Below are 15766 nucleotides of genomic sequence, written 5' to 3'. Positions count from 1 at the left end.
CGAGGGCTTTATGGCTCGTACTACAGCAATTAACCGCTACCGTAACATCGGTATCTGCGCGCACGTTGACGCGGGCAAGACTACCACTACCGAGCGGATCCTGTTCTACACAGGTCTGAGCCACAAGATGGGCGAGGTGCATGACGGCGCCGCGACCACCGACTGGATGGTGCAGGAGCAGGAGCGCGGTATCACCATTACCTCCGCTGCCGTTACCACCTTCTGGAAAGGTTCCCGTGGCCAGTACGACAACTACCGCGTAAACGTCATCGATACCCCCGGCCACGTTGACTTCACCATTGAAGTAGAGCGTTCGCTGCGTGTACTCGACGGCGCGGTCGTTGTGTTCTGCGGTACTTCCGGCGTTGAGCCACAGTCCGAAACCGTATGGCGTCAGGCCAACAAGTACGGCGTTCCACGTGTTGTCTACGTGAACAAGATGGACCGTGCCGGTGCAAACTTCCTGCGCGTCGTAGGTCAGATCAAGAACCGTCTGGGTCACACCCCGGTTCCTGTTCAGCTGGCCATCGGTTCGGAAGATAACTTCCAGGGTCAGGTCGACCTGATCAAGATGAAGGCTATCTACTGGAACGACGACGACAAAGGCACCACCTACCGCGAGGAAGAAATTCCTGCGGACATGCTCGAGCTGGCCGAAGAATGGCGCGCGAACATGGTGGAAGCTGCTGCCGAAGCCACCGAAGAGCTGATGAACAAGTACCTTGAAGAAGGTGAGCTGACCGTCGAAGAGATCAAGGCAGGCCTGCGCGCGCGCACCCTGGCCAGCGAGATCGTTCCGGCTGTCTGCGGTTCGTCGTTCAAGAACAAGGGTGTTCCCCTGGTTCTCGACGCCGTCATCGACTTCCTGCCTGCTCCGACCGAGATCCCGGCGATCAAGGGTATCCACCCTGACCTGATCGACGTGCCGAAGGACGAAGTCAAGCCAGAGCAGTTCGACGAGCGTCACGCCAGCGACGACGAGCCGTTCTCGGCTCTGGCGTTCAAGATCGCTACCGACCCGTTCGTGGGTACTCTGACCTTCGTCCGCGTTTACTCGGGCTTCCTGACCTCTGGTGACTCCGTCATCAACTCGGTCAAGGGCAAGAAAGAGCGCGTTGGTCGTATGGTGCAGATGCACGCCAACCAGCGTGAAGAGATCAAAGAAGTACGCGCTGGTGACATCGCTGCTCTGATCGGCATGAAGGACGTCACCACCGGTGACACCCTGTGCAACGCCGACAAGCCGATCATCCTCGAGCGTATGGACTTCCCGGAGCCTGTGATTTCGCTCTCCGTAGAGCCGAAAACCAAGCAGGACCAGGAGAAGATGGGTATTGCACTGGGCAAGCTGGCTCAGGAAGACCCGTCGTTCCGCGTCAAGACCGACGAAGAAACCGGCCAGACCATCATCTCCGGTATGGGTGAGCTGCACCTGGACATCCTCGTTGACCGCATGAAGCGCGAGTTCAACGTCGAAGCCAACATCGGCAAGCCGCAGGTTTCGTACCGCGAGAAGATCACCAAGTCCAACGTCGAGATCGAAGGCAAGTTCGTTCGTCAGTCGGGCGGTCGTGGTCAGTTCGGTCACTGCTGGATCCGTTTCTCGGAGCCAGATCAGGACGAGAAGGGCAACATCACCGAAGGTCTGGTGTTCGCCAACGAAGTCGTTGGTGGTGTGATTCCGAAGGAATACATCCCTGCGATCCAGAAGGGTATCGAAGAGCAGATGAAGAACGGCGTTGTTGCCGGCTATCCTCTGATCGGCCTGAAGGCCGCGGTATTCGACGGTTCGTACCACGACGTCGACTCCAACGAAATGGCGTTCAAGATCGCTGCTTCGATGGCAACCAAGCAACTGGCCCAGAAGGGCGGTGGCGTGGTTCTCGAGCCGATCATGAAAGTCGAAGTTGTAACCCCGGAAGACTACCTGGGTGACGTGATGGGTGACCTGAACCGTCGTCGTGGTCTGGTACAAGGTATGGATGAGTCGGTCTCCGGCCGCGTCGTCCGCGCTGAAGTTCCGCTCGGAGAGATGTTCGGTTACGCAACCGACGTTCGTTCCATGTCTCAGGGTCGCGCAAGCTACTCCATGGAATTCTCCAAATACGCCGAAGCTCCGTCGAACATCGTCGAAGCACTCGTTAAAAAACAAGGCTAATCCCCTTTAGGCAAGAGGTTCACTGTCGTGGCTAAAGAAAAATTTGATCGTTCCCTTCCCCACGTTAACGTCGGCACCATCGGCCACGTTGACCACGGTAAGACCACTCTGACCGCAGCTCTGACTCGCGTCTGCTCCGAAGTTTTCGGTTCGGCCGTCGTTGAGTTCGACAAGATCGACTCGGCTCCGGAAGAAAAAGCGCGCGGTATCACCATCAACACCGCTCACGTCGAGTACAACTCGAACATTCGTCACTACGCTCACGTTGACTGCCCAGGTCACGCTGACTACGTGAAGAACATGATCACCGGTGCTGCCCAGATGGACGGCGCGATCCTGGTTTGCTCGGCCGCCGATGGTCCGATGCCACAAACCCGTGAGCACATCCTGCTGTCCCGTCAGGTTGGCGTTCCGTACATCGTGGTCTTCCTGAACAAGGCTGACCTGGTAGACGACGCTGAGCTGCTGGAACTGGTCGAGATGGAAGTTCGCGACCTGCTGTCCACCTACGACTTCCCAGGCGACGACACTCCGATCATCATCGGTTCGGCTCGTATGGCGCTGGAAGGCAAAGACGACAACGAAATGGGTACCAGCGCTGTCAAGAAGCTGGTTGAAACTCTGGATGCCTACATCCCTGAGCCAGTTCGTGCCATCGACCAGCCATTCCTGATGCCGATCGAAGACGTATTCTCGATCTCGGGTCGTGGTACTGTTGTTACCGGCCGTATCGAGCGTGGTATCGTCCGCGTTCAGGATCCGCTGGAAATCGTTGGTCTGCGTGACACCACCACCACCACCTGCACCGGTGTTGAGATGTTCCGCAAGCTGCTGGACGAAGGTCGTGCTGGCGAGAACTGCGGCGTTCTGCTGCGTGGTACCAAGCGTGACGACGTTGAGCGTGGCCAGGTTCTGGTCAAGCCAGGTTCGGTCAAGCCGCACACCAAGTTCACCGCAGAAGTCTACGTCCTGTCGAAGGAAGAAGGCGGCCGTCACACTCCGTTCTTCAAAGGCTACCGTCCTCAGTTCTACTTCCGTACCACTGACGTGACCGGTAACTGCGAACTGCCGGAAGGCGTTGAGATGGTAATGCCAGGTGACAACATTCAGATGACTGTCACCCTGATCAAGACCATCGCAATGGAAGACGGTCTGCGCTTCGCCATCCGTGAAGGCGGTCGTACCGTCGGCGCCGGCGTCGTGGCCAAAATCATCGAGTAATCACTCGATCGGTTGAAAAAACCCCCGCTCAGCGGGGGTTTTTTTTATTGGGTTGACACTAAATTGGGGCGTCTATAGAATCACGCCTCCTTTTAACGGGCGTAGTGCGCCCGATGGGAACAGCCTGGAGTCTGAAATCCAATGCAAAATCAGCAAATCCGTATCAGGTTGAAGGCTTTCGACCATCGCCTGATCGACCAATCCACCCAGGAAATCGTGGAAACCGCGAAACGTACTGGTGCACAAGTGCGTGGTCCAATTCCACTGCCAACCCGCAAAGAGCGTTTCACCGTTCTGATCTCCCCGCACGTCAACAAAGACGCGCGTGATCAGTACGAGATTCGCACTCATAAGCGCGTTCTGGACATCGTCCAGCCAACGGATAAAACCGTTGATGCGCTGATGAAGCTTGATCTCGCGGCAGGCGTGGAAGTGCAGATCAGCCTCGGCTAAGACTTCGGTCTGGTCGTGTAACGCTCTGAAATGGGCGGCCATAGCGGGTGAAAGCCCCGTACACTCATGAGGTTTACAACATGACTATTGGTGTAGTCGGTCGAAAAGCGGGCATGACCCGTATTTTCACCGAAGAAGGTGTCTCCATTCCGGTCACGGTCATCGAGATCGAGCCGAATCGCGTCACCCAGTTCAAAACTGAAGAAACCGATGGCTACCGTGCAGTGCAAGTCACTGTCGGCGAGCGTCGTGCTTCGCGTGTGACTGCCGCTCAGGCAGGCCACTTCGCCAAGGCTAACGTTGCCGCTGGTCGCGGTGTCTGGGAGTTCCGTCTTGAAGAAGGCGATTTCCAGGCTGGCGATCTGATCAAAGCTGAACTCTTCACTGCAGGCCAGCTGGTAGACGTAACCGGTCAGTCCAAAGGTAAAGGCTTCGCCGGTACCATCAAGCGTTGGAACTTCCGTGGTCAGGACAACACCCACGGTAACTCCGTATCGCACCGTGTCCCTGGCTCCATCGGCCAGTGCCAGACTCCTGGTCGTGTATTCAAGGGCAAGAAAATGTCCGGTCACATGGGCGCCGAGCGCGTGACTGTTCAGTCCCTGGAAGTAGTACGCGTAGACGCTGAACGCAACCTGCTGCTGATCAAGGGTGCCGTCCCAGGCGCTACTGGCGGCGACGTGGTCGTGCGTCCGGCTGTCAAGGCTCGCGGTTAAGGGGAAACTGACATGCAACTTAATGTAAATGACGCTCAGGCGATCGAAGTTTCCGAACTGACCTTCGGTGGCGAATTCAACGAGACGCTGGTACACCAAGCAGTCGTGGCCTACATGGCCGGCGGCCGTCAGGGCACCAAGCAGCAGAAGACCCGTTCTGACGTGGCCGGTGGCGGTAAGCGCCCATGGCGTCAGAAAGGTACTGGCCGTGCTCGTGCCGGTACTACCCGTGGTCCGATCTGGCGTGGCGGTGGTGTAACCTTCGCAGCTCGTCCTCAAGATCACTCGCAGAAGCTCAACAAGAAGATGTACCGCGCAGCCCTGCGCTCCATCCTCGCTGAGCTGGTGCGTAGCGACCGTCTGGTCGTGGTTCAGGACTTCGCTGTTGAAGCGCCGAAAACCAAAGATCTGCTGAACAAGCTGAACGGCATGGGTCTGAACGACGTTTTGATCGTTTCCGACGCTGTTGATCAGAACCTGTACCTGGCTGCTCGTAACCTGCCGCACGTCGACGTACGTGACGTTCAAGGTTCCGACCCGGTCAGTCTGATCGCATACGAGAAAGTGTTGATCACTGTCTCGGCCGTGAAGAAATTCGAGGAGCTGCTGGGATGAACCAGGAACGCGTATTCAAAGTCCTCCTTGGCCCGCACGTTTCCGAGAAGGCTACCGTTCTGGCTGAGAAAAAAGGCCAGTTCGTATTCAAGGTTGCTACCGATGCAACCAAGCTGGAAATCAAGAAAGCTGTCGAAGGCCTGTTCAACGTAAAAGTTGAAAACGTGTCGACTGTCAACGTTCTGGGTAAAACCAAGCGTACCGCACGTGGTCTGGGCAAGCGTAATGACTGGAAGAAGGCGATCGTCTCCCTTCAGCCAGGCCAAGATCTCGATTTCAGCAGCAGTGCTGAGTAAGGAAGGGGTGCATCATGGCAATCGTTAAATGCAAACCGACTTCCCCTGGCCGCCGTTTCGTGGTCAAGGTGGTCAACAAGGAGCTGCACAAAGGCGCTCCTCACGCACCGCTGCTCGAGAAGAAATCGAAGTCTGGTGGTCGTAACAACAATGGCCGCATCACCACTCGTCACGTTGGTGGTGGTCATAAGCAGCATTACCGTCTGGTTGACTTCCGTCGCAACGACAAAGATGGCATTCCAGCCACTGTCGAGCGTATCGAATACGACCCGAACCGTACTGCTCACATCGCCCTGCTGTGCTACGCAGACGGTGAGCGTCGCTACATCATCGCCCCTAAAGGCGTGAGCGCTGGCGACCAGCTGATCGCAGGTGCCCTGGCCCCAATCAAGGCCGGTAACTCCCTGCAACTGCGCAACATCCCAGTAGGTAGCACCATTCACGGCATCGAACTGAAGCCGGGTAAAGGTGCTCAGATCGCTCGTTCCGCTGGTGCTTCGGCTCAGCTGATCGCTCGCGAAGGTGTCTACGTGACCCTGCGTCTGCGCTCTGGTGAAATGCGTAAAGTCCTGGCTGAGTGCCGTGCGACCCTGGGCGAAGTCTCGAACTCCGAGCACAGCCTGCGTTCGCTGGGTAAAGCTGGTGCCAAACGCTGGCGCGGCGTTCGCCCAACCGTTCGTGGTGTTGCCATGAACCCGGTTGACCACCCGCATGGTGGTGGTGAAGGTCGTACCTCCGGTGGTCGTCATCCGGTATCGCCATGGGGCTTCCCAACCAAGGGTGCTAAAACCCGTGGTAATAAGCGTACCGACAACATGATCGTCCGTCGTCGCAAGTAACTAGAGGGATACGACAGTGCCACGTTCTCTGAAAAAAGGTCCTTTTATCGATCTTCACCTGTTGAAGAAGGTCGAAGTGGCGGTGGAGAAGAACGATCGCAAGCCAGTTAAAACCTGGTCGCGCCGTTCGATGATCCTGCCACAAATGGTCGGTCTGACCATCGCGGTACACAACGGTCGCCAACACGTCCCAGTTCTCGTGAACGAAGACATGGTCGGCCACAAACTGGGCGAGTTCGCCGGTACCCGCACCTACCGCGGGCACGTGGCTGACAAGAAAGCCAAGCGTTAAGGGGTAAGGAAATGGAAGTAGCCGCTAAGTTGTCGGGCGCTCGCATCTCCGCCCAGAAAGCCCGCTTGGTCGCCGACCAGATCCGCGGGAAGAAGGTGGGCGAAGCGCTCAACCTGTTGGCCTTCAGCAGCAAAAAAGCCGCTGAAATCATGAAGAAAGTCCTCGAGTCGGCCGTTGCCAACGCCGAACACAACGAAGGCGCAGACGTTGATGACCTGAAGGTCTCCACCGTCTTCGTCAACGAAGGGCGTTCGCTGAAGCGCATCATGCCACGTGCCAAAGGCCGTGCTGATCGCATCGTCAAGCGGTCTTGCCATATCACTGTCAAGGTTGCGGACAAGTAACGGAGTCGATCAGATGGGTCAGAAAGTACATCCCACTGGCATTCGCCTGGGAATCGTCAAGGAGCACACCTCCGTCTGGTACGCAGACGGCGCGACTTACGCAGATTACCTGCTGAAGGATCTGCAAACTCGCGAGTACCTCCAGGACAAACTAAAAAGCGCGTCCGTAAGCCGTATCGATATTCATCGTCCGGCTCAAACTGCACGCATCACCATCCACACCGCTCGTCCCGGTATCGTTATCGGCAAGAAAGGTGAAGATGTTGAGAAGCTGCGTCAGGACCTGACCAAGCAGATGGGTGTGCCTGTGCACATCAACATCGAAGAGATCCGCAAGCCGGAACTCGACGCTATGCTGGTTGCTCAGAGCGTTGCCCAGCAGCTGGAGCGCCGCGTTATGTTCCGTCGCGCCATGAAGCGCGCCGTACAGAACGCCATGCGTATTGGTGCCAAAGGCATCAAGATCCAGGTGAGCGGTCGTCTCGGCGGTGCCGAGATCGCACGTACCGAGTGGTATCGCGAAGGTCGTGTGCCTCTGCACACCCTGCGTGCCGATATCGACTACAACACCTACGAAGCTCACACCACCTACGGTGTGATCGGTGTGAAGGTTTGGATCTTCAAAGGCGAAGTAATTGGTGGTCGCCAGGAAGAGCTGAAGCCTCAAGCACCAGCGCCTCGTAAAAAAGCTGCTAAGTAAGGGGTACGCCAAATGTTGCAACCAAAGCGTACAAAATTCCGCAAGCAGATGACCGGCCACAACCGTGGTCTGGCACTGCGCGGTAGCAAGGTCAGCTTCGGCGAGTTCGCTCTGAAAGCTGTCGCCCGCGGTCGTCTCACCGCTCGCCAGATCGAGTCGGCACGTCGTGCCCTGACCCGTCACGTAAAACGTGGCGGCAAGATCTGGATCCGTGTCTTCCCGGACAAGCCGGTTACCAAGAAGCCTCTCGAGGTTCGTATGGGTAAAGGTAAAGGTTCCGTGGAATACTGGGTTGCCCAGATTCAGCCAGGCAAAGTCCTGTACGAGATCGAGGGTGTTTCTGAAGAGCTGGCGCGCGAAGCTTTCGCCCTGGCCGCTGCAAAGCTGCCTCTCGCCACCTCCTTTGTTAAGCGGACGGTGATGTGATGAAAGCGAATGAACTTCGTGAAAAATCCGCACAGCAACTGAATGAGCAACTGCTCGGCTTGCTGCGCGACCAGTTCAATCTGCGCATGCAGAAAGCAACTGGCCAGTTGGGGCAGTCGCACCTGCTCTCGCAAGTTAAGCGTGACATCGCTCGCGTGAAAACTGTGCTCAACCAGCAGGCAGGTAAGTGATCATGGCTGAAGCTGAAAAAACCGTCCGTACGCTGACTGGCCGTGTCGTCAGCGACAAAATGGACAAGACCATCACCGTTCTGATCGAGCGTCGCGTAAAGCACCCGATCTACGGTAAATACGTTAAGCGTTCGACTAAGCTGCACGCGCACGACGAAGCCAACCAGTGCAAGATCGGCGACAAGGTTTCCATCCGTGAAACCCGTCCGCTGGCCAAGACCAAGTCCTGGGCACTGGTTGAAGTCCTCGAACGCGCTGTTGAAGTCTAAGGGCTAAGGGTCGGAGAAATTTTATGATTCAGACTCAATCCATGCTCGATGTGGCCGATAACAGCGGCGCTCGTCGCGTCATGTGCATCAAGGTGCTCGGCGGTTCCCACCGCCGTTACGCCGGTATCGGTGACATCATCAAAGTTACCGTCAAGGAAGCGATTCCTCGCGGTAAGGTCAAGAAAGGCCAGGTGATGACCGCTGTTGTCGTTCGTACCCGTCACGGTGTACGTCGCGCTGACGGTTCCATCATTCGTTTCGACGGCAACGCTGCTGTTCTGCTGAACACCAAGCAAGAGCCGATCGGTACTCGCATCTTCGGGCCAGTGACTCGTGAACTTCGTACCGAGAAGTTCATGAAGATCGTCTCGCTCGCCCCTGAAGTGCTCTAAGGAGATCCGACATGCAAAAGATTCGTCGTGACGACGAGATCATCGTGATCGCCGGCAAAGACAAAGGTAAGCGCGGTAAGGTGCTGAAGGTTCTCGCTGACGACCGTCTGGTCATCGGTGGTGTCAACCTGGTCAAGCGCCACACCAAGCCTAACCCGATGGCGGGCGTCCAGGGCGGTATCGTCGAGAAAGAAGCGCCTCTGCACGCTTCCAACGTCGCCATCTTCAACGGCGAAACCAACAAGGCTGACCGCGTTGGTTTCAAAGTAGAAGACGGTAAAAAAATTCGTGTCTTCAAGTCGACCCAAAAAGCGGTTGATGCTTGAACACTGCTAGGTAGAAGACCATGGCACGACTGAAAGAGATTTACCGGAACGAAATCGCTCCTAAGCTTAAGGAAGAACTTAAGCTGTCGAACGTGATGGAAGTTCCGCGCGTTACCAAAATCACCCTGAACATGGGTCTGGGCGAAGCGATCGGCGACAAGAAAGTCATCGAGCACGCTGTTGCCGACCTGGAAAAGATCACCGGTCAAAAGCCGGTCGTGACTTTCGCTCGTAAATCCATCGCGGGCTTCAAAGTCCGTGAAGGCTGGCCGATCGGTGTCAAGGTGACCCTGCGTCGCGAAAAGATGTACGAGTTCCTGGACCGCCTGCTGGCGATCTCCCTGCCACGGGTTCGCGACTTCCGCGGCCTGAATGCCAAGTCCTTCGACGGTCGTGGCAACTACAGCATGGGCGTGAAAGAGCAGATCATCTTCCCGGAAATCGATTACGACAAGATCGATGCTCTGCGCGGTTTGGACATCACCCTGACCACCACTGCTCGTTCGGACGACGAAGGCCGCGCTCTGCTGCGTGCTTTCAAGTTCCCGTTCCGCAACTGATTGGAGTAGGAAAATGGCCAAGAAGAGCATGAAGAACCGCGAGCTGAAGCGTCAGCTCACGGTAGCCAAGTTCGCTAAGAAGCGTGCTGAGCTGAAAGCGACCATCGTCAACCTGAACGCCTCTCCTGAAGAGCGTTTCGCTGCCGTTGTCGCCCTGCAGAAGCAACCACGTGACGCCAGCGCCTCGCGCCTGCGTAACCGTTGCCGCCTGACCGGTCGTCCGCACGGTGTATACCGTAAGTTCGGCCTGGGCCGTAACAAGCTGCGCGAAGCCGCTATGCGCGGTGACGTGCCAGGTCTGGTCAAGGCCAGCTGGTAATCCCGGTTGGCGTGACGCCGGCGCAAGGGGAGCAATCTTCCGACCGCCGGTGACCTCGCAACGAAACAAGCCCCTATATGGGGCTTGTTTCGTTTCTGCCTTGTGTCTAGAATGACCGGCTCACCTGAGCCTGGGTTTTTTGCCCTGCCTGCTTGGGTGGTTGTGATAGCCGCAAGGCTAATAATTCTTGTATCAGGAGCATCTAGCCCATGAGTATGCAGGACCCGTTAGCGGACATGCTAACTCGCATCCGTAATGCCCAGATGGCTGAAAAGTCTGTCGTAAGCATGCCTTCTTCCACCCTGAAGGTCGCGGTTGCCAAAGTACTGAAAGACGAAGGCTACATCGCCAGCTACGAAGTGACCGGCGAAGCCAAGCCTTCCCTGTCGATCGAGCTGAAGTACTTCGAAGGCCGTCCGGTCATCGAAGAGCTGAAGCGTACCAGCCGTCCTGGCCTGCGCCAGTACAAGGCCGTTACCGAGCTGCCGAAAGTACGTGGCGGCCTGGGCGTGTCTATCGTCTCCACCAACAAAGGTGTGATGACTGACCGCGCTGCGCGCGCTGCCGGTGTCGGCGGCGAAGTTCTGTGCACAGTGTTCTAAGGGGAGATAGGCATGTCTCGCGTCGCTAAGAACCCCGTTAAGCTGCCAGCAGGCGTCGAAGTCAAATTCGCCGGCCAGCAGCTTTCGGTGAAGGGTGCCAAGGGCACTCTCGAACTGAACGTTCACTCGTCTGTTGAAGTTACCGAAGAAGCTGGTGAGCTGCGTTTCTCCGCTCGCAACGGTGACCAGCAAGCTCGCGCCATGGCCGGTACTACCCGCGCTCTGGTGAACAACATGGTCCAGGGCGTAAGCCAAGGCTTCGAGCGCAAGCTCCAGCTGGTCGGTGTTGGTTACAAGGCTCAGGCCAAAGGCACCATCCTGAACCTGGCTCTGGGCTTCTCGCATCCAGTGGATTACGAACTGCCAGCCGGTATCACCGCTGAAACCCCAAGCCAGACCGACATCCTGATCAAGGGTATCGACAAGCAGCTGGTGGGTCAGGTGGCCGCTGAAGTCCGCGGTTTCCGTCCGCCAGAGCCTTACAAGGGCAAGGGTGTGCGTTACGCGGACGAAGTAGTCCGTCGTAAAGAAGCCAAGAAGAAGTAGGGCCTAGCAAATGACCGACAAAAAAGTTACTCGACTGCGTCGCGCTCGCAAAGCACGCCTGAAAATGCACGAGCTCGAAGCCGTGCGTCTGTGCGTGTTCCGCTCCTCGCAGCACATCTACGCCCAGGTCATCTCGGCCGACGGCAGCAAGGTTCTGGCAAGTGCCTCGACCTTGGACAAAGAACTGCGTGATGGCGCCACCGGCAACATCGACGCGGCCACTAAGGTTGGCAAGCTGGTAGCTGAGCGTGCGAAAGCCGCCGGTGTATCTCAAGTTGCCTTTGACCGTTCCGGCTTCAAGTACCACGGCCGCGTCAAGGCGCTGGCTGATGCTGCTCGTGAAGGCGGGCTGGAGTTCTAAGTTATGGCAAATAACGATCAAAAGCGCGACGAAGGCTACATCGAGAAGCTGGTTCAAGTTAACCGCGTAGCCAAAACCGTAAAAGGCGGCCGTATCTTCACCTTCACCGCGCTGACCGTGGTGGGTGATGGCAAGGGTCGTGTTGGCTTTGGCCGTGGCAAGTCGCGCGAAGTACCTGCCGCGATCCAGAAAGCCATGGAAGCTGCTCGTCGCAACATGATTCAGGTTGACCTGAAGGGCACCACCCTGCAGTACGCCACCAAGGCCGCCCACGGCGCCTCGAAGGTCTACATGCAGCCTGCCTCGGAAGGTACCGGTATCATCGCCGGTGGCGCAATGCGTGCCGTCCTGGAAGTTGCTGGCGTTCAGAACGTCCTGGCCAAGTGCTACGGCTCGACCAACCCGGTGAACGTGGTTCACGCCACCTTCAAGGGTCTGAAAGCCATGCAATCCCCTGAGTCCATTGCTGCCAAGCGCGGCAAGACTGTTGAGGAGATCTTCTGATCATGGCAACCGTAAAAGTAACGCTGATCAAAAGCACCGCCGGCCGTCTGCCTAACCACAAACTGTGCGTTAAGGGTCTGGGTCTGCGTCGCATCGGTCACACTGTAGAAGTCCAGGATACTCCCGAGAACCGCGGGATGATCAACAAGGCTTACTACATGCTGAAGGTCGAGGGTTAATCGATGAAACTCAATGATCTGAGTCCAGCGCCGGGTTCCCGTCGCGAGAAGCACCGTCCGGGCCGTGGTATCGGTAGCGGTCTGGGCAAGACCGGTGGCCGTGGTCACAAAGGTCAGACCTCCCGCTCCGGTGGTTCCATCGCTCCAGGCTTCGAAGGCGGTCAACAGCCGCTGCACCGTCGCCTGCCGAAGTTCGGCTTCGTTTCCCTGAAAGCCATGGACCGCGCCGAAGTGCGTCTGTCCGAGCTGGCCAAGGTGGAAGGCGATCTGATCACCGTTCAGTCCCTCAAGGACGCCAACGTGATCGGCCAGCACGTACAGCGCGTGAAAATCATGCTGTCGGGCGAAGTCACTCGCGCAGTCACCCTCAAGGGTATCGCCGTCACCAAAGGTGCACGTGCGGCTATCGAAGCAGCTGGCGGCAAGTTCGAGGAATAAATGGCTAAGCAAGGTGCTCTCTCTTCGCTCGGTAAGGGCGGGATGTCGGAACTCTGGGCTCGTCTGCGCTTTCTGTTCATGGCGATCATCGTCTATCGGATTGGCGCGCACATCCCAGTGCCAGGCATTAACCCGGACCGTCTCGCGGATCTGTTCCGGCAGAATGAGGGGACCATTCTTAGCTTGTTCAACATGTTTTCCGGTGGCGCGCTGGAGCGCATGAGCATCTTTGCACTGGGGATCATGCCGTACATCTCGGCATCGATCATCATGCAGCTCATGACCGCTGTCAGCCCGCAGCTGGAGCAGTTGAAGAAGGAAGGTGAAGCTGGCCGTCGCAAGATCAGCCAGTACACCCGCTACGGCACCGTTATCCTGGCGCTGGTTCAAGCCATTGGCATGTCCATTGGCCTGGCCAACCAGGGCGTGGCGTTTTCTGCGGGCCTGGGCTTCCATGTCGTCGCCGTCTCCACCTTCGTGGCGGGCGCGATGTTCATGATGTGGCTCGGCGAGCAGATTACCGAGCGCGGTGTGGGCAACGGTATCTCGATGTTGATCTTCGCAGGTATCGTTGCCGGTCTTCCGAGAGCAATCGGGCAGTCTTTCGAGTCTGCGCGCACAGGCGATATCAACATTTTCGCCTTGGTCGCTATCGGTTTGCTGGCAGTAGCGATTATCGGCTTCGTGGTGTTCATTGAGCGTGGTCAGCGTCGTATCGCCGTTCACTACGCCAAGCGTCAGCAGGGCCGCAAGGTCTTCGCTGCGCAGACCAGCCACCTGCCGCTGAAGGTGAACATGGCGGGCGTAATCCCGGCCATTTTCGCGAGCAGCATCTTGCTGTTCCCGGCTTCGCTGGGTGCCTGGTTCGGTCAGTCCGAAGGTATGGGCTGGCTGCAGGACATCTCGCAGTCGATCGCTCCTGGTCAGCCGTTGAACATTCTGCTGTTTAGTGCAGGGATCATTTTCTTCTGCTTCTTCTACACAGCGTTGATGTTCAACCCGAAAGACGTAGCGGAAAACCTGAAGAAGTCCGGTGCCTTTATTCCGGGTATCCGTCCTGGTGAGCAGTCGGCGCGCTACATTGATGGCGTCCTGACCCGTCTGACCATGTTCGGTGCTCTTTACATGATGGCCGTGTGCCTTCTGCCCCAGTTCCTGGTGGTGGCAGCAAACGTGCCGTTCTACCTTGGCGGGACCTCGTTGCTGATTGTGGTAGTGGTTGTGATGGACTTCATGTCCCAAGTACAATCGCACCTCGTTTCGCACCAGTACGAATCCCTGATGAAGAAAGCCAACCTGAAAGGCTACGGCGGCAGCGGTCTGCTGCGCTGATTTAGCCCCTTAAGGTTCGAGGAGTCGGTAATGAAAGTTCGTGCATCGGTGAAAAAGCTGTGCCGCAACTGCAAGATCATTCGTCGCGAAGGTATCGTGCGCGTGATCTGCAGCGCGGAACCGCGTCACAAGCAGCGCCAAGGCTGAGTGTGATCCGCGCTTCAAACCCAGCAGCTAGTGTGCTGCTGGGTTGATTATTCGTTTCTACAGCGATATTATCTCGCGCCCTATTTCTTGGCTTCCGGGGCGTAGGTAGCTGTCAATTGGAGTCCCACTGAATGGCCCGTATTGCAGGCGTCAACATTCCAGATAACAAGCATACTGTTATCTCGCTGACCTACATCTATGGTGTCGGTCGCACTACCGCGCAGAAAATCTGTGCGGACGCTGGTGTAAACCCAGCCGCTAAGATCAAGGATCTGAGCGACGAGCAAATCGAAACCCTGCGTGGCGAAGTCGCGAAGTTCACCACCGAAGGTGACCTGCGCCGTGACATCAACATGAAGATCAAGCGCTTGATGGACCTGGGTTGCTACCGCGGCCTGCGTCATCGTAAAGGTCTGCCGGTTCGCGGTCAGCGCACCAAGACCAACGCACGCACCCGTAAGGGCCCGCGTAAGCCGATCCGCAAGTAATCGCCCAGGAATATAGACATGGCAAAACCTGCTGCTCGTCCTCGTAAAAAAGTCAAAAAGACAGTGGTTGATGGCATCGCCCACATCCATGCGTCTTTCAACAACACCATCGTGACCATCACCGACCGTCAGGGCAACGCACTGTCCTGGGCTACTTCCGGTGGTTCGGGTTTCCGTGGTTCGCGCAAATCCACCCCGTTCGCAGCTCAGATCGCTGCTGAGCGTGCTGGTCAAGCTGCGCTGGAATATGGTCTGAAGAACCTCGACGTCAACGTCAAGGGTCCAGGTCCAGGTCGTGAATCCGCCGTTCGTGCACTGAACAGCTGCGGCTACAAGATCGCCAGCATCACCGACGTGACGCCAATCCCGCACAACGGGTGCCGTCCGCCGAAGAAGCGTCGCGTGTAATCAGGAGACAGATAAATGGCACGTTACATTGGTCCAAAATGCAAACTGTCTCGCCGTGAAGGCACTGACCTGTTCCTGAAGAGCGGCGTTCGCGCTCTGGAATCGAAGTGCAACATCGAAGCAGCCCCAGGTATCCACGGCCAGCGCCGTGGCCGTCAGTCCGACTACGGTACCCAGCTGCGCGAGAAACAAAAAGTCCGTCGTATCTACGGTGTTCTGGAGCGTCAGTTCCGCGGTTACTACCAAGCTGCTGCCTCGAAAAAAGGCGCAACCGGTGAGAACCTGCTGCAACTGCTCGAGTGCCGTCTGGATAACGTCGTCTACCGTATGGGCTTCGGCTCGACTCGTTCCGAGTCCCGTCAGCTGGTTTCGCACAAAGCGATCAGCGTCAACGGTAAGACTGTGAACATTCCATCCTACCAAGTTCGTCCGGGTGACGTGGTCTCGGTTCGCGAGAAGTCGCTGAACCAGCTGCGCATTGTTCAAGCCCTTGAACTGTGCGCCCAGCGTGGCCGCGTTGAGTGGGTTGACGTGGATGCTGCTAAAAAGTCGGGCGTTTTCAAGAACGTTCCTGCTCGCAGCGACCTGTCCGCCGACATCAACGAAAACCTGATTGTCGAGCTCTACTCCAAGTAAGGGCTAGA

General features: G+C 57.1%; 28 protein-coding genes. All 28 read left to right on the top strand.

The genetic code is table 11. The features are described 5' to 3' along the window. Nucleotides 1–10: 10 nt before the first annotated feature. The 28 genes from fusA to rpsD all read left to right on the top strand — a co-directional run bounded on the left by fusA (nt 11) and on the right by rpsD (nt 15758). On the top strand, nt 11–2158 hold the full coding sequence (gene fusA / locus V0R62_RS19560) for an elongation factor G (RefSeq protein ID WP_203649996.1): 2148 nt from the start codon (nt 11–13) through the stop codon (nt 2156–2158). 27 nt (nt 2159–2185) lie between these two features. After that, nucleotides 2186–3379, top strand: a complete 1194-nt coding sequence (gene tuf / locus V0R62_RS19555) for an elongation factor Tu (RefSeq protein ID WP_182323863.1) — start codon at nt 2186–2188, stop codon at nt 3377–3379. A gap of 141 nt (nt 3380–3520) precedes the next feature. Continuing rightward, nucleotides 3521–3832 (top strand): 30S ribosomal protein S10, encoded by a 312-nt coding sequence (rpsJ, locus tag V0R62_RS19550; protein ID WP_003103876.1) that lies wholly within the window; start codon nt 3521–3523, stop codon nt 3830–3832. A gap of 80 nt (nt 3833–3912) precedes the next feature. After that, nucleotides 3913–4548: a 50S ribosomal protein L3 gene (rplC, locus tag V0R62_RS19545; protein ID WP_011531887.1), complete on the top strand. Its 636-nt coding sequence runs from the start codon at nt 3913–3915 to the stop codon at nt 4546–4548. Between the two features lie 12 nt (nt 4549–4560). Then, the gene (gene rplD / locus V0R62_RS19540; protein ID WP_008089819.1) at nt 4561–5163 is read left to right on the top strand and encodes a 50S ribosomal protein L4; all 603 of its coding nucleotides are present in this window, start codon (nt 4561–4563) and stop codon (nt 5161–5163) included. Next, nucleotides 5160–5459: a 50S ribosomal protein L23 gene (gene rplW / locus V0R62_RS19535; RefSeq protein ID WP_003255484.1), complete on the top strand. Its 300-nt coding sequence runs from the start codon at nt 5160–5162 to the stop codon at nt 5457–5459. The genes rplD and rplW overlap by 4 nt, the downstream gene beginning before the upstream one ends. Before the next feature lie 14 nt (nt 5460–5473). After that, nucleotides 5474–6298 carry a 50S ribosomal protein L2 gene (gene rplB / locus V0R62_RS19530; protein ID WP_027915105.1) on the top strand — a complete coding sequence of 275 codons (825 nt, stop codon included), beginning with the start codon at nt 5474–5476 and terminating at the stop codon, nt 6296–6298. Between the two features lie 16 nt (nt 6299–6314). Next, nucleotides 6315–6590, top strand: a complete 276-nt coding sequence (rpsS, locus tag V0R62_RS19525; protein ID WP_003255482.1) for a 30S ribosomal protein S19 — start codon at nt 6315–6317, stop codon at nt 6588–6590. Between the two features lie 11 nt (nt 6591–6601). Further along, nucleotides 6602–6934, top strand: a complete 333-nt coding sequence (gene rplV, locus V0R62_RS19520) for a 50S ribosomal protein L22 (protein ID WP_003103908.1) — start codon at nt 6602–6604, stop codon at nt 6932–6934. 13 nt (nt 6935–6947) lie between these two features. After that, nucleotides 6948–7634 (top strand): 30S ribosomal protein S3, encoded by a 687-nt coding sequence (gene rpsC / locus V0R62_RS19515; RefSeq protein WP_011531889.1) that lies wholly within the window; start codon nt 6948–6950, stop codon nt 7632–7634. Between the two features lie 12 nt (nt 7635–7646). Further along, the gene (gene rplP / locus V0R62_RS19510; RefSeq protein ID WP_009397508.1) at nt 7647–8060 is read left to right on the top strand and encodes a 50S ribosomal protein L16; all 414 of its coding nucleotides are present in this window, start codon (nt 7647–7649) and stop codon (nt 8058–8060) included. Continuing rightward, on the top strand, nt 8060–8251 hold the full coding sequence (gene rpmC / locus V0R62_RS19505; RefSeq protein WP_002555481.1) for a 50S ribosomal protein L29: 192 nt from the start codon (nt 8060–8062) through the stop codon (nt 8249–8251). The genes rplP and rpmC overlap by 1 nt, the downstream gene beginning before the upstream one ends. 2 nt (nt 8252–8253) lie before the next feature. Then, the gene (gene rpsQ / locus V0R62_RS19500) at nt 8254–8520 is read left to right on the top strand and encodes a 30S ribosomal protein S17 (protein WP_003255478.1); all 267 of its coding nucleotides are present in this window, start codon (nt 8254–8256) and stop codon (nt 8518–8520) included. Nucleotides 8521–8543: 23 nt separating this feature from the next. Continuing rightward, nucleotides 8544–8912 carry a 50S ribosomal protein L14 gene (gene rplN, locus V0R62_RS19495; protein ID WP_008089810.1) on the top strand — a complete coding sequence of 123 codons (369 nt, stop codon included), beginning with the start codon at nt 8544–8546 and terminating at the stop codon, nt 8910–8912. An 11-nt stretch (nt 8913–8923) separates the two neighbouring features. Beyond that, on the top strand, nt 8924–9238 hold the full coding sequence (gene rplX, locus V0R62_RS19490; RefSeq protein ID WP_003255476.1) for a 50S ribosomal protein L24: 315 nt from the start codon (nt 8924–8926) through the stop codon (nt 9236–9238). 20 nt (nt 9239–9258) lie between these two features. After that, nucleotides 9259–9798: a 50S ribosomal protein L5 gene (rplE, locus tag V0R62_RS19485; protein ID WP_012316517.1), complete on the top strand. Its 540-nt coding sequence runs from the start codon at nt 9259–9261 to the stop codon at nt 9796–9798. A 13-nt stretch (nt 9799–9811) separates the two neighbouring features. Continuing rightward, a complete protein-coding gene (rpsN, locus tag V0R62_RS19480; protein ID WP_011531890.1) occupies nt 9812–10117 on the top strand; it encodes a 30S ribosomal protein S14 in 306 nt (101 codons plus the stop codon). Between the two features lie 209 nt (nt 10118–10326). Next, nucleotides 10327–10719 (top strand): 30S ribosomal protein S8, encoded by a 393-nt coding sequence (rpsH, locus tag V0R62_RS19475; protein WP_028690236.1) that lies wholly within the window; start codon nt 10327–10329, stop codon nt 10717–10719. Between the two features lie 12 nt (nt 10720–10731). Continuing rightward, a complete protein-coding gene (gene rplF, locus V0R62_RS19470; RefSeq protein ID WP_280082808.1) occupies nt 10732–11265 on the top strand; it encodes a 50S ribosomal protein L6 in 534 nt (177 codons plus the stop codon). A 10-nt stretch (nt 11266–11275) separates the two neighbouring features. Then, on the top strand, nt 11276–11626 hold the full coding sequence (gene rplR / locus V0R62_RS19465; protein WP_011531893.1) for a 50S ribosomal protein L18: 351 nt from the start codon (nt 11276–11278) through the stop codon (nt 11624–11626). 3 nt (nt 11627–11629) lie between these two features. Then, on the top strand, nt 11630–12130 hold the full coding sequence (gene rpsE, locus V0R62_RS19460; RefSeq protein ID WP_011531894.1) for a 30S ribosomal protein S5: 501 nt from the start codon (nt 11630–11632) through the stop codon (nt 12128–12130). A gap of 2 nt (nt 12131–12132) precedes the next feature. After that, on the top strand, nt 12133–12309 hold the full coding sequence (gene rpmD, locus V0R62_RS19455) for a 50S ribosomal protein L30 (RefSeq protein WP_028690238.1): 177 nt from the start codon (nt 12133–12135) through the stop codon (nt 12307–12309). A gap of 3 nt (nt 12310–12312) precedes the next feature. Next, nucleotides 12313–12747, top strand: a complete 435-nt coding sequence (rplO, locus tag V0R62_RS19450) for a 50S ribosomal protein L15 (RefSeq protein ID WP_011531896.1) — start codon at nt 12313–12315, stop codon at nt 12745–12747. After that, the gene (gene secY / locus V0R62_RS19445) at nt 12748–14079 is read left to right on the top strand and encodes a preprotein translocase subunit SecY (RefSeq protein ID WP_003255459.1); all 1332 of its coding nucleotides are present in this window, start codon (nt 12748–12750) and stop codon (nt 14077–14079) included. It begins immediately after the preceding gene. Between the two features lie 30 nt (nt 14080–14109). Then, nucleotides 14110–14226, top strand: a complete 117-nt coding sequence (rpmJ, locus tag V0R62_RS19440) for a 50S ribosomal protein L36 (RefSeq protein WP_011531897.1) — start codon at nt 14110–14112, stop codon at nt 14224–14226. A gap of 131 nt (nt 14227–14357) precedes the next feature. Beyond that, the gene (gene rpsM, locus V0R62_RS19435; protein ID WP_003255457.1) at nt 14358–14714 is read left to right on the top strand and encodes a 30S ribosomal protein S13; all 357 of its coding nucleotides are present in this window, start codon (nt 14358–14360) and stop codon (nt 14712–14714) included. Nucleotides 14715–14732: 18 nt separating this feature from the next. After that, complete coding sequence (rpsK, locus tag V0R62_RS19430) at nt 14733–15122, top strand: 30S ribosomal protein S11 (RefSeq protein ID WP_003255454.1); 390 nt, start codon at nt 14733–14735, stop codon at nt 15120–15122. Nucleotides 15123–15137: 15 nt separating this feature from the next. Continuing rightward, nucleotides 15138–15758: a 30S ribosomal protein S4 gene (gene rpsD / locus V0R62_RS19425; RefSeq protein ID WP_023629185.1), complete on the top strand. Its 621-nt coding sequence runs from the start codon at nt 15138–15140 to the stop codon at nt 15756–15758. Nucleotides 15759–15766 lie beyond the last annotated feature (8 nt).

Source organism: Pseudomonas carassii, from assembly GCF_036324045.1.
Lineage (GTDB): Bacteria > Pseudomonadota > Gammaproteobacteria > Pseudomonadales > Pseudomonadaceae > Aquipseudomonas > Aquipseudomonas peradeniyensis.
This window is presented reverse-complemented; position numbering and strand designations above follow the sequence as displayed.

What these genes read in the sequence shown, in the direction of transcription:
- rplR (WP_011531893.1), top strand. Translation starts at nt 11,276, where the DNA reads ATGACCGACAAAAAAGTTACTCGACTGCGTCGCGCTCGCAAAGCACGC.
- rplC (WP_011531887.1), top strand. Translation starts at nt 3,913, where the DNA reads ATGACTATTGGTGTAGTCGGTCGAAAAGCGGGCATGACCCGTATTTTC.
- rpsC (WP_011531889.1), top strand. Translation starts at nt 6,948, where the DNA reads ATGGGTCAGAAAGTACATCCCACTGGCATTCGCCTGGGAATCGTCAAG.
- rpsQ (WP_003255478.1), top strand. Translation starts at nt 8,254, where the DNA reads ATGGCTGAAGCTGAAAAAACCGTCCGTACGCTGACTGGCCGTGTCGTC.
- rplB (WP_027915105.1), top strand. Translation starts at nt 5,474, where the DNA reads ATGGCAATCGTTAAATGCAAACCGACTTCCCCTGGCCGCCGTTTCGTG.
- rpmJ (WP_011531897.1), top strand. Translation starts at nt 14,110, where the DNA reads ATGAAAGTTCGTGCATCGGTGAAAAAGCTGTGCCGCAACTGCAAGATC.
- rplD (WP_008089819.1), top strand. Translation starts at nt 4,561, where the DNA reads ATGCAACTTAATGTAAATGACGCTCAGGCGATCGAAGTTTCCGAACTG.
- rpsM (WP_003255457.1), top strand. Translation starts at nt 14,358, where the DNA reads ATGGCCCGTATTGCAGGCGTCAACATTCCAGATAACAAGCATACTGTT.
- rpsH (WP_028690236.1), top strand. Translation starts at nt 10,327, where the DNA reads ATGAGTATGCAGGACCCGTTAGCGGACATGCTAACTCGCATCCGTAAT.
- rplP (WP_009397508.1), top strand. Translation starts at nt 7,647, where the DNA reads ATGTTGCAACCAAAGCGTACAAAATTCCGCAAGCAGATGACCGGCCAC.
- rpmC (WP_002555481.1), top strand. Translation starts at nt 8,060, where the DNA reads ATGAAAGCGAATGAACTTCGTGAAAAATCCGCACAGCAACTGAATGAG.
- secY (WP_003255459.1), top strand. Translation starts at nt 12,748, where the DNA reads ATGGCTAAGCAAGGTGCTCTCTCTTCGCTCGGTAAGGGCGGGATGTCG.
- rplW (WP_003255484.1), top strand. Translation starts at nt 5,160, where the DNA reads ATGAACCAGGAACGCGTATTCAAAGTCCTCCTTGGCCCGCACGTTTCC.
- rpsN (WP_011531890.1), top strand. Translation starts at nt 9,812, where the DNA reads ATGGCCAAGAAGAGCATGAAGAACCGCGAGCTGAAGCGTCAGCTCACG.
- fusA (WP_203649996.1), top strand. Translation starts at nt 11, where the DNA reads ATGGCTCGTACTACAGCAATTAACCGCTACCGTAACATCGGTATCTGC.
- rplF (WP_280082808.1), top strand. Translation starts at nt 10,732, where the DNA reads ATGTCTCGCGTCGCTAAGAACCCCGTTAAGCTGCCAGCAGGCGTCGAA.
- rpsE (WP_011531894.1), top strand. Translation starts at nt 11,630, where the DNA reads ATGGCAAATAACGATCAAAAGCGCGACGAAGGCTACATCGAGAAGCTG.
- rpsD (WP_023629185.1), top strand. Translation starts at nt 15,138, where the DNA reads ATGGCACGTTACATTGGTCCAAAATGCAAACTGTCTCGCCGTGAAGGC.
- rplV (WP_003103908.1), top strand. Translation starts at nt 6,602, where the DNA reads ATGGAAGTAGCCGCTAAGTTGTCGGGCGCTCGCATCTCCGCCCAGAAA.
- rplN (WP_008089810.1), top strand. Translation starts at nt 8,544, where the DNA reads ATGATTCAGACTCAATCCATGCTCGATGTGGCCGATAACAGCGGCGCT.
- rpsK (WP_003255454.1), top strand. Translation starts at nt 14,733, where the DNA reads ATGGCAAAACCTGCTGCTCGTCCTCGTAAAAAAGTCAAAAAGACAGTG.
- rpsJ (WP_003103876.1), top strand. Translation starts at nt 3,521, where the DNA reads ATGCAAAATCAGCAAATCCGTATCAGGTTGAAGGCTTTCGACCATCGC.
- rplO (WP_011531896.1), top strand. Translation starts at nt 12,313, where the DNA reads ATGAAACTCAATGATCTGAGTCCAGCGCCGGGTTCCCGTCGCGAGAAG.
- rpmD (WP_028690238.1), top strand. Translation starts at nt 12,133, where the DNA reads ATGGCAACCGTAAAAGTAACGCTGATCAAAAGCACCGCCGGCCGTCTG.
- rplE (WP_012316517.1), top strand. Translation starts at nt 9,259, where the DNA reads ATGGCACGACTGAAAGAGATTTACCGGAACGAAATCGCTCCTAAGCTT.
- rplX (WP_003255476.1), top strand. Translation starts at nt 8,924, where the DNA reads ATGCAAAAGATTCGTCGTGACGACGAGATCATCGTGATCGCCGGCAAA.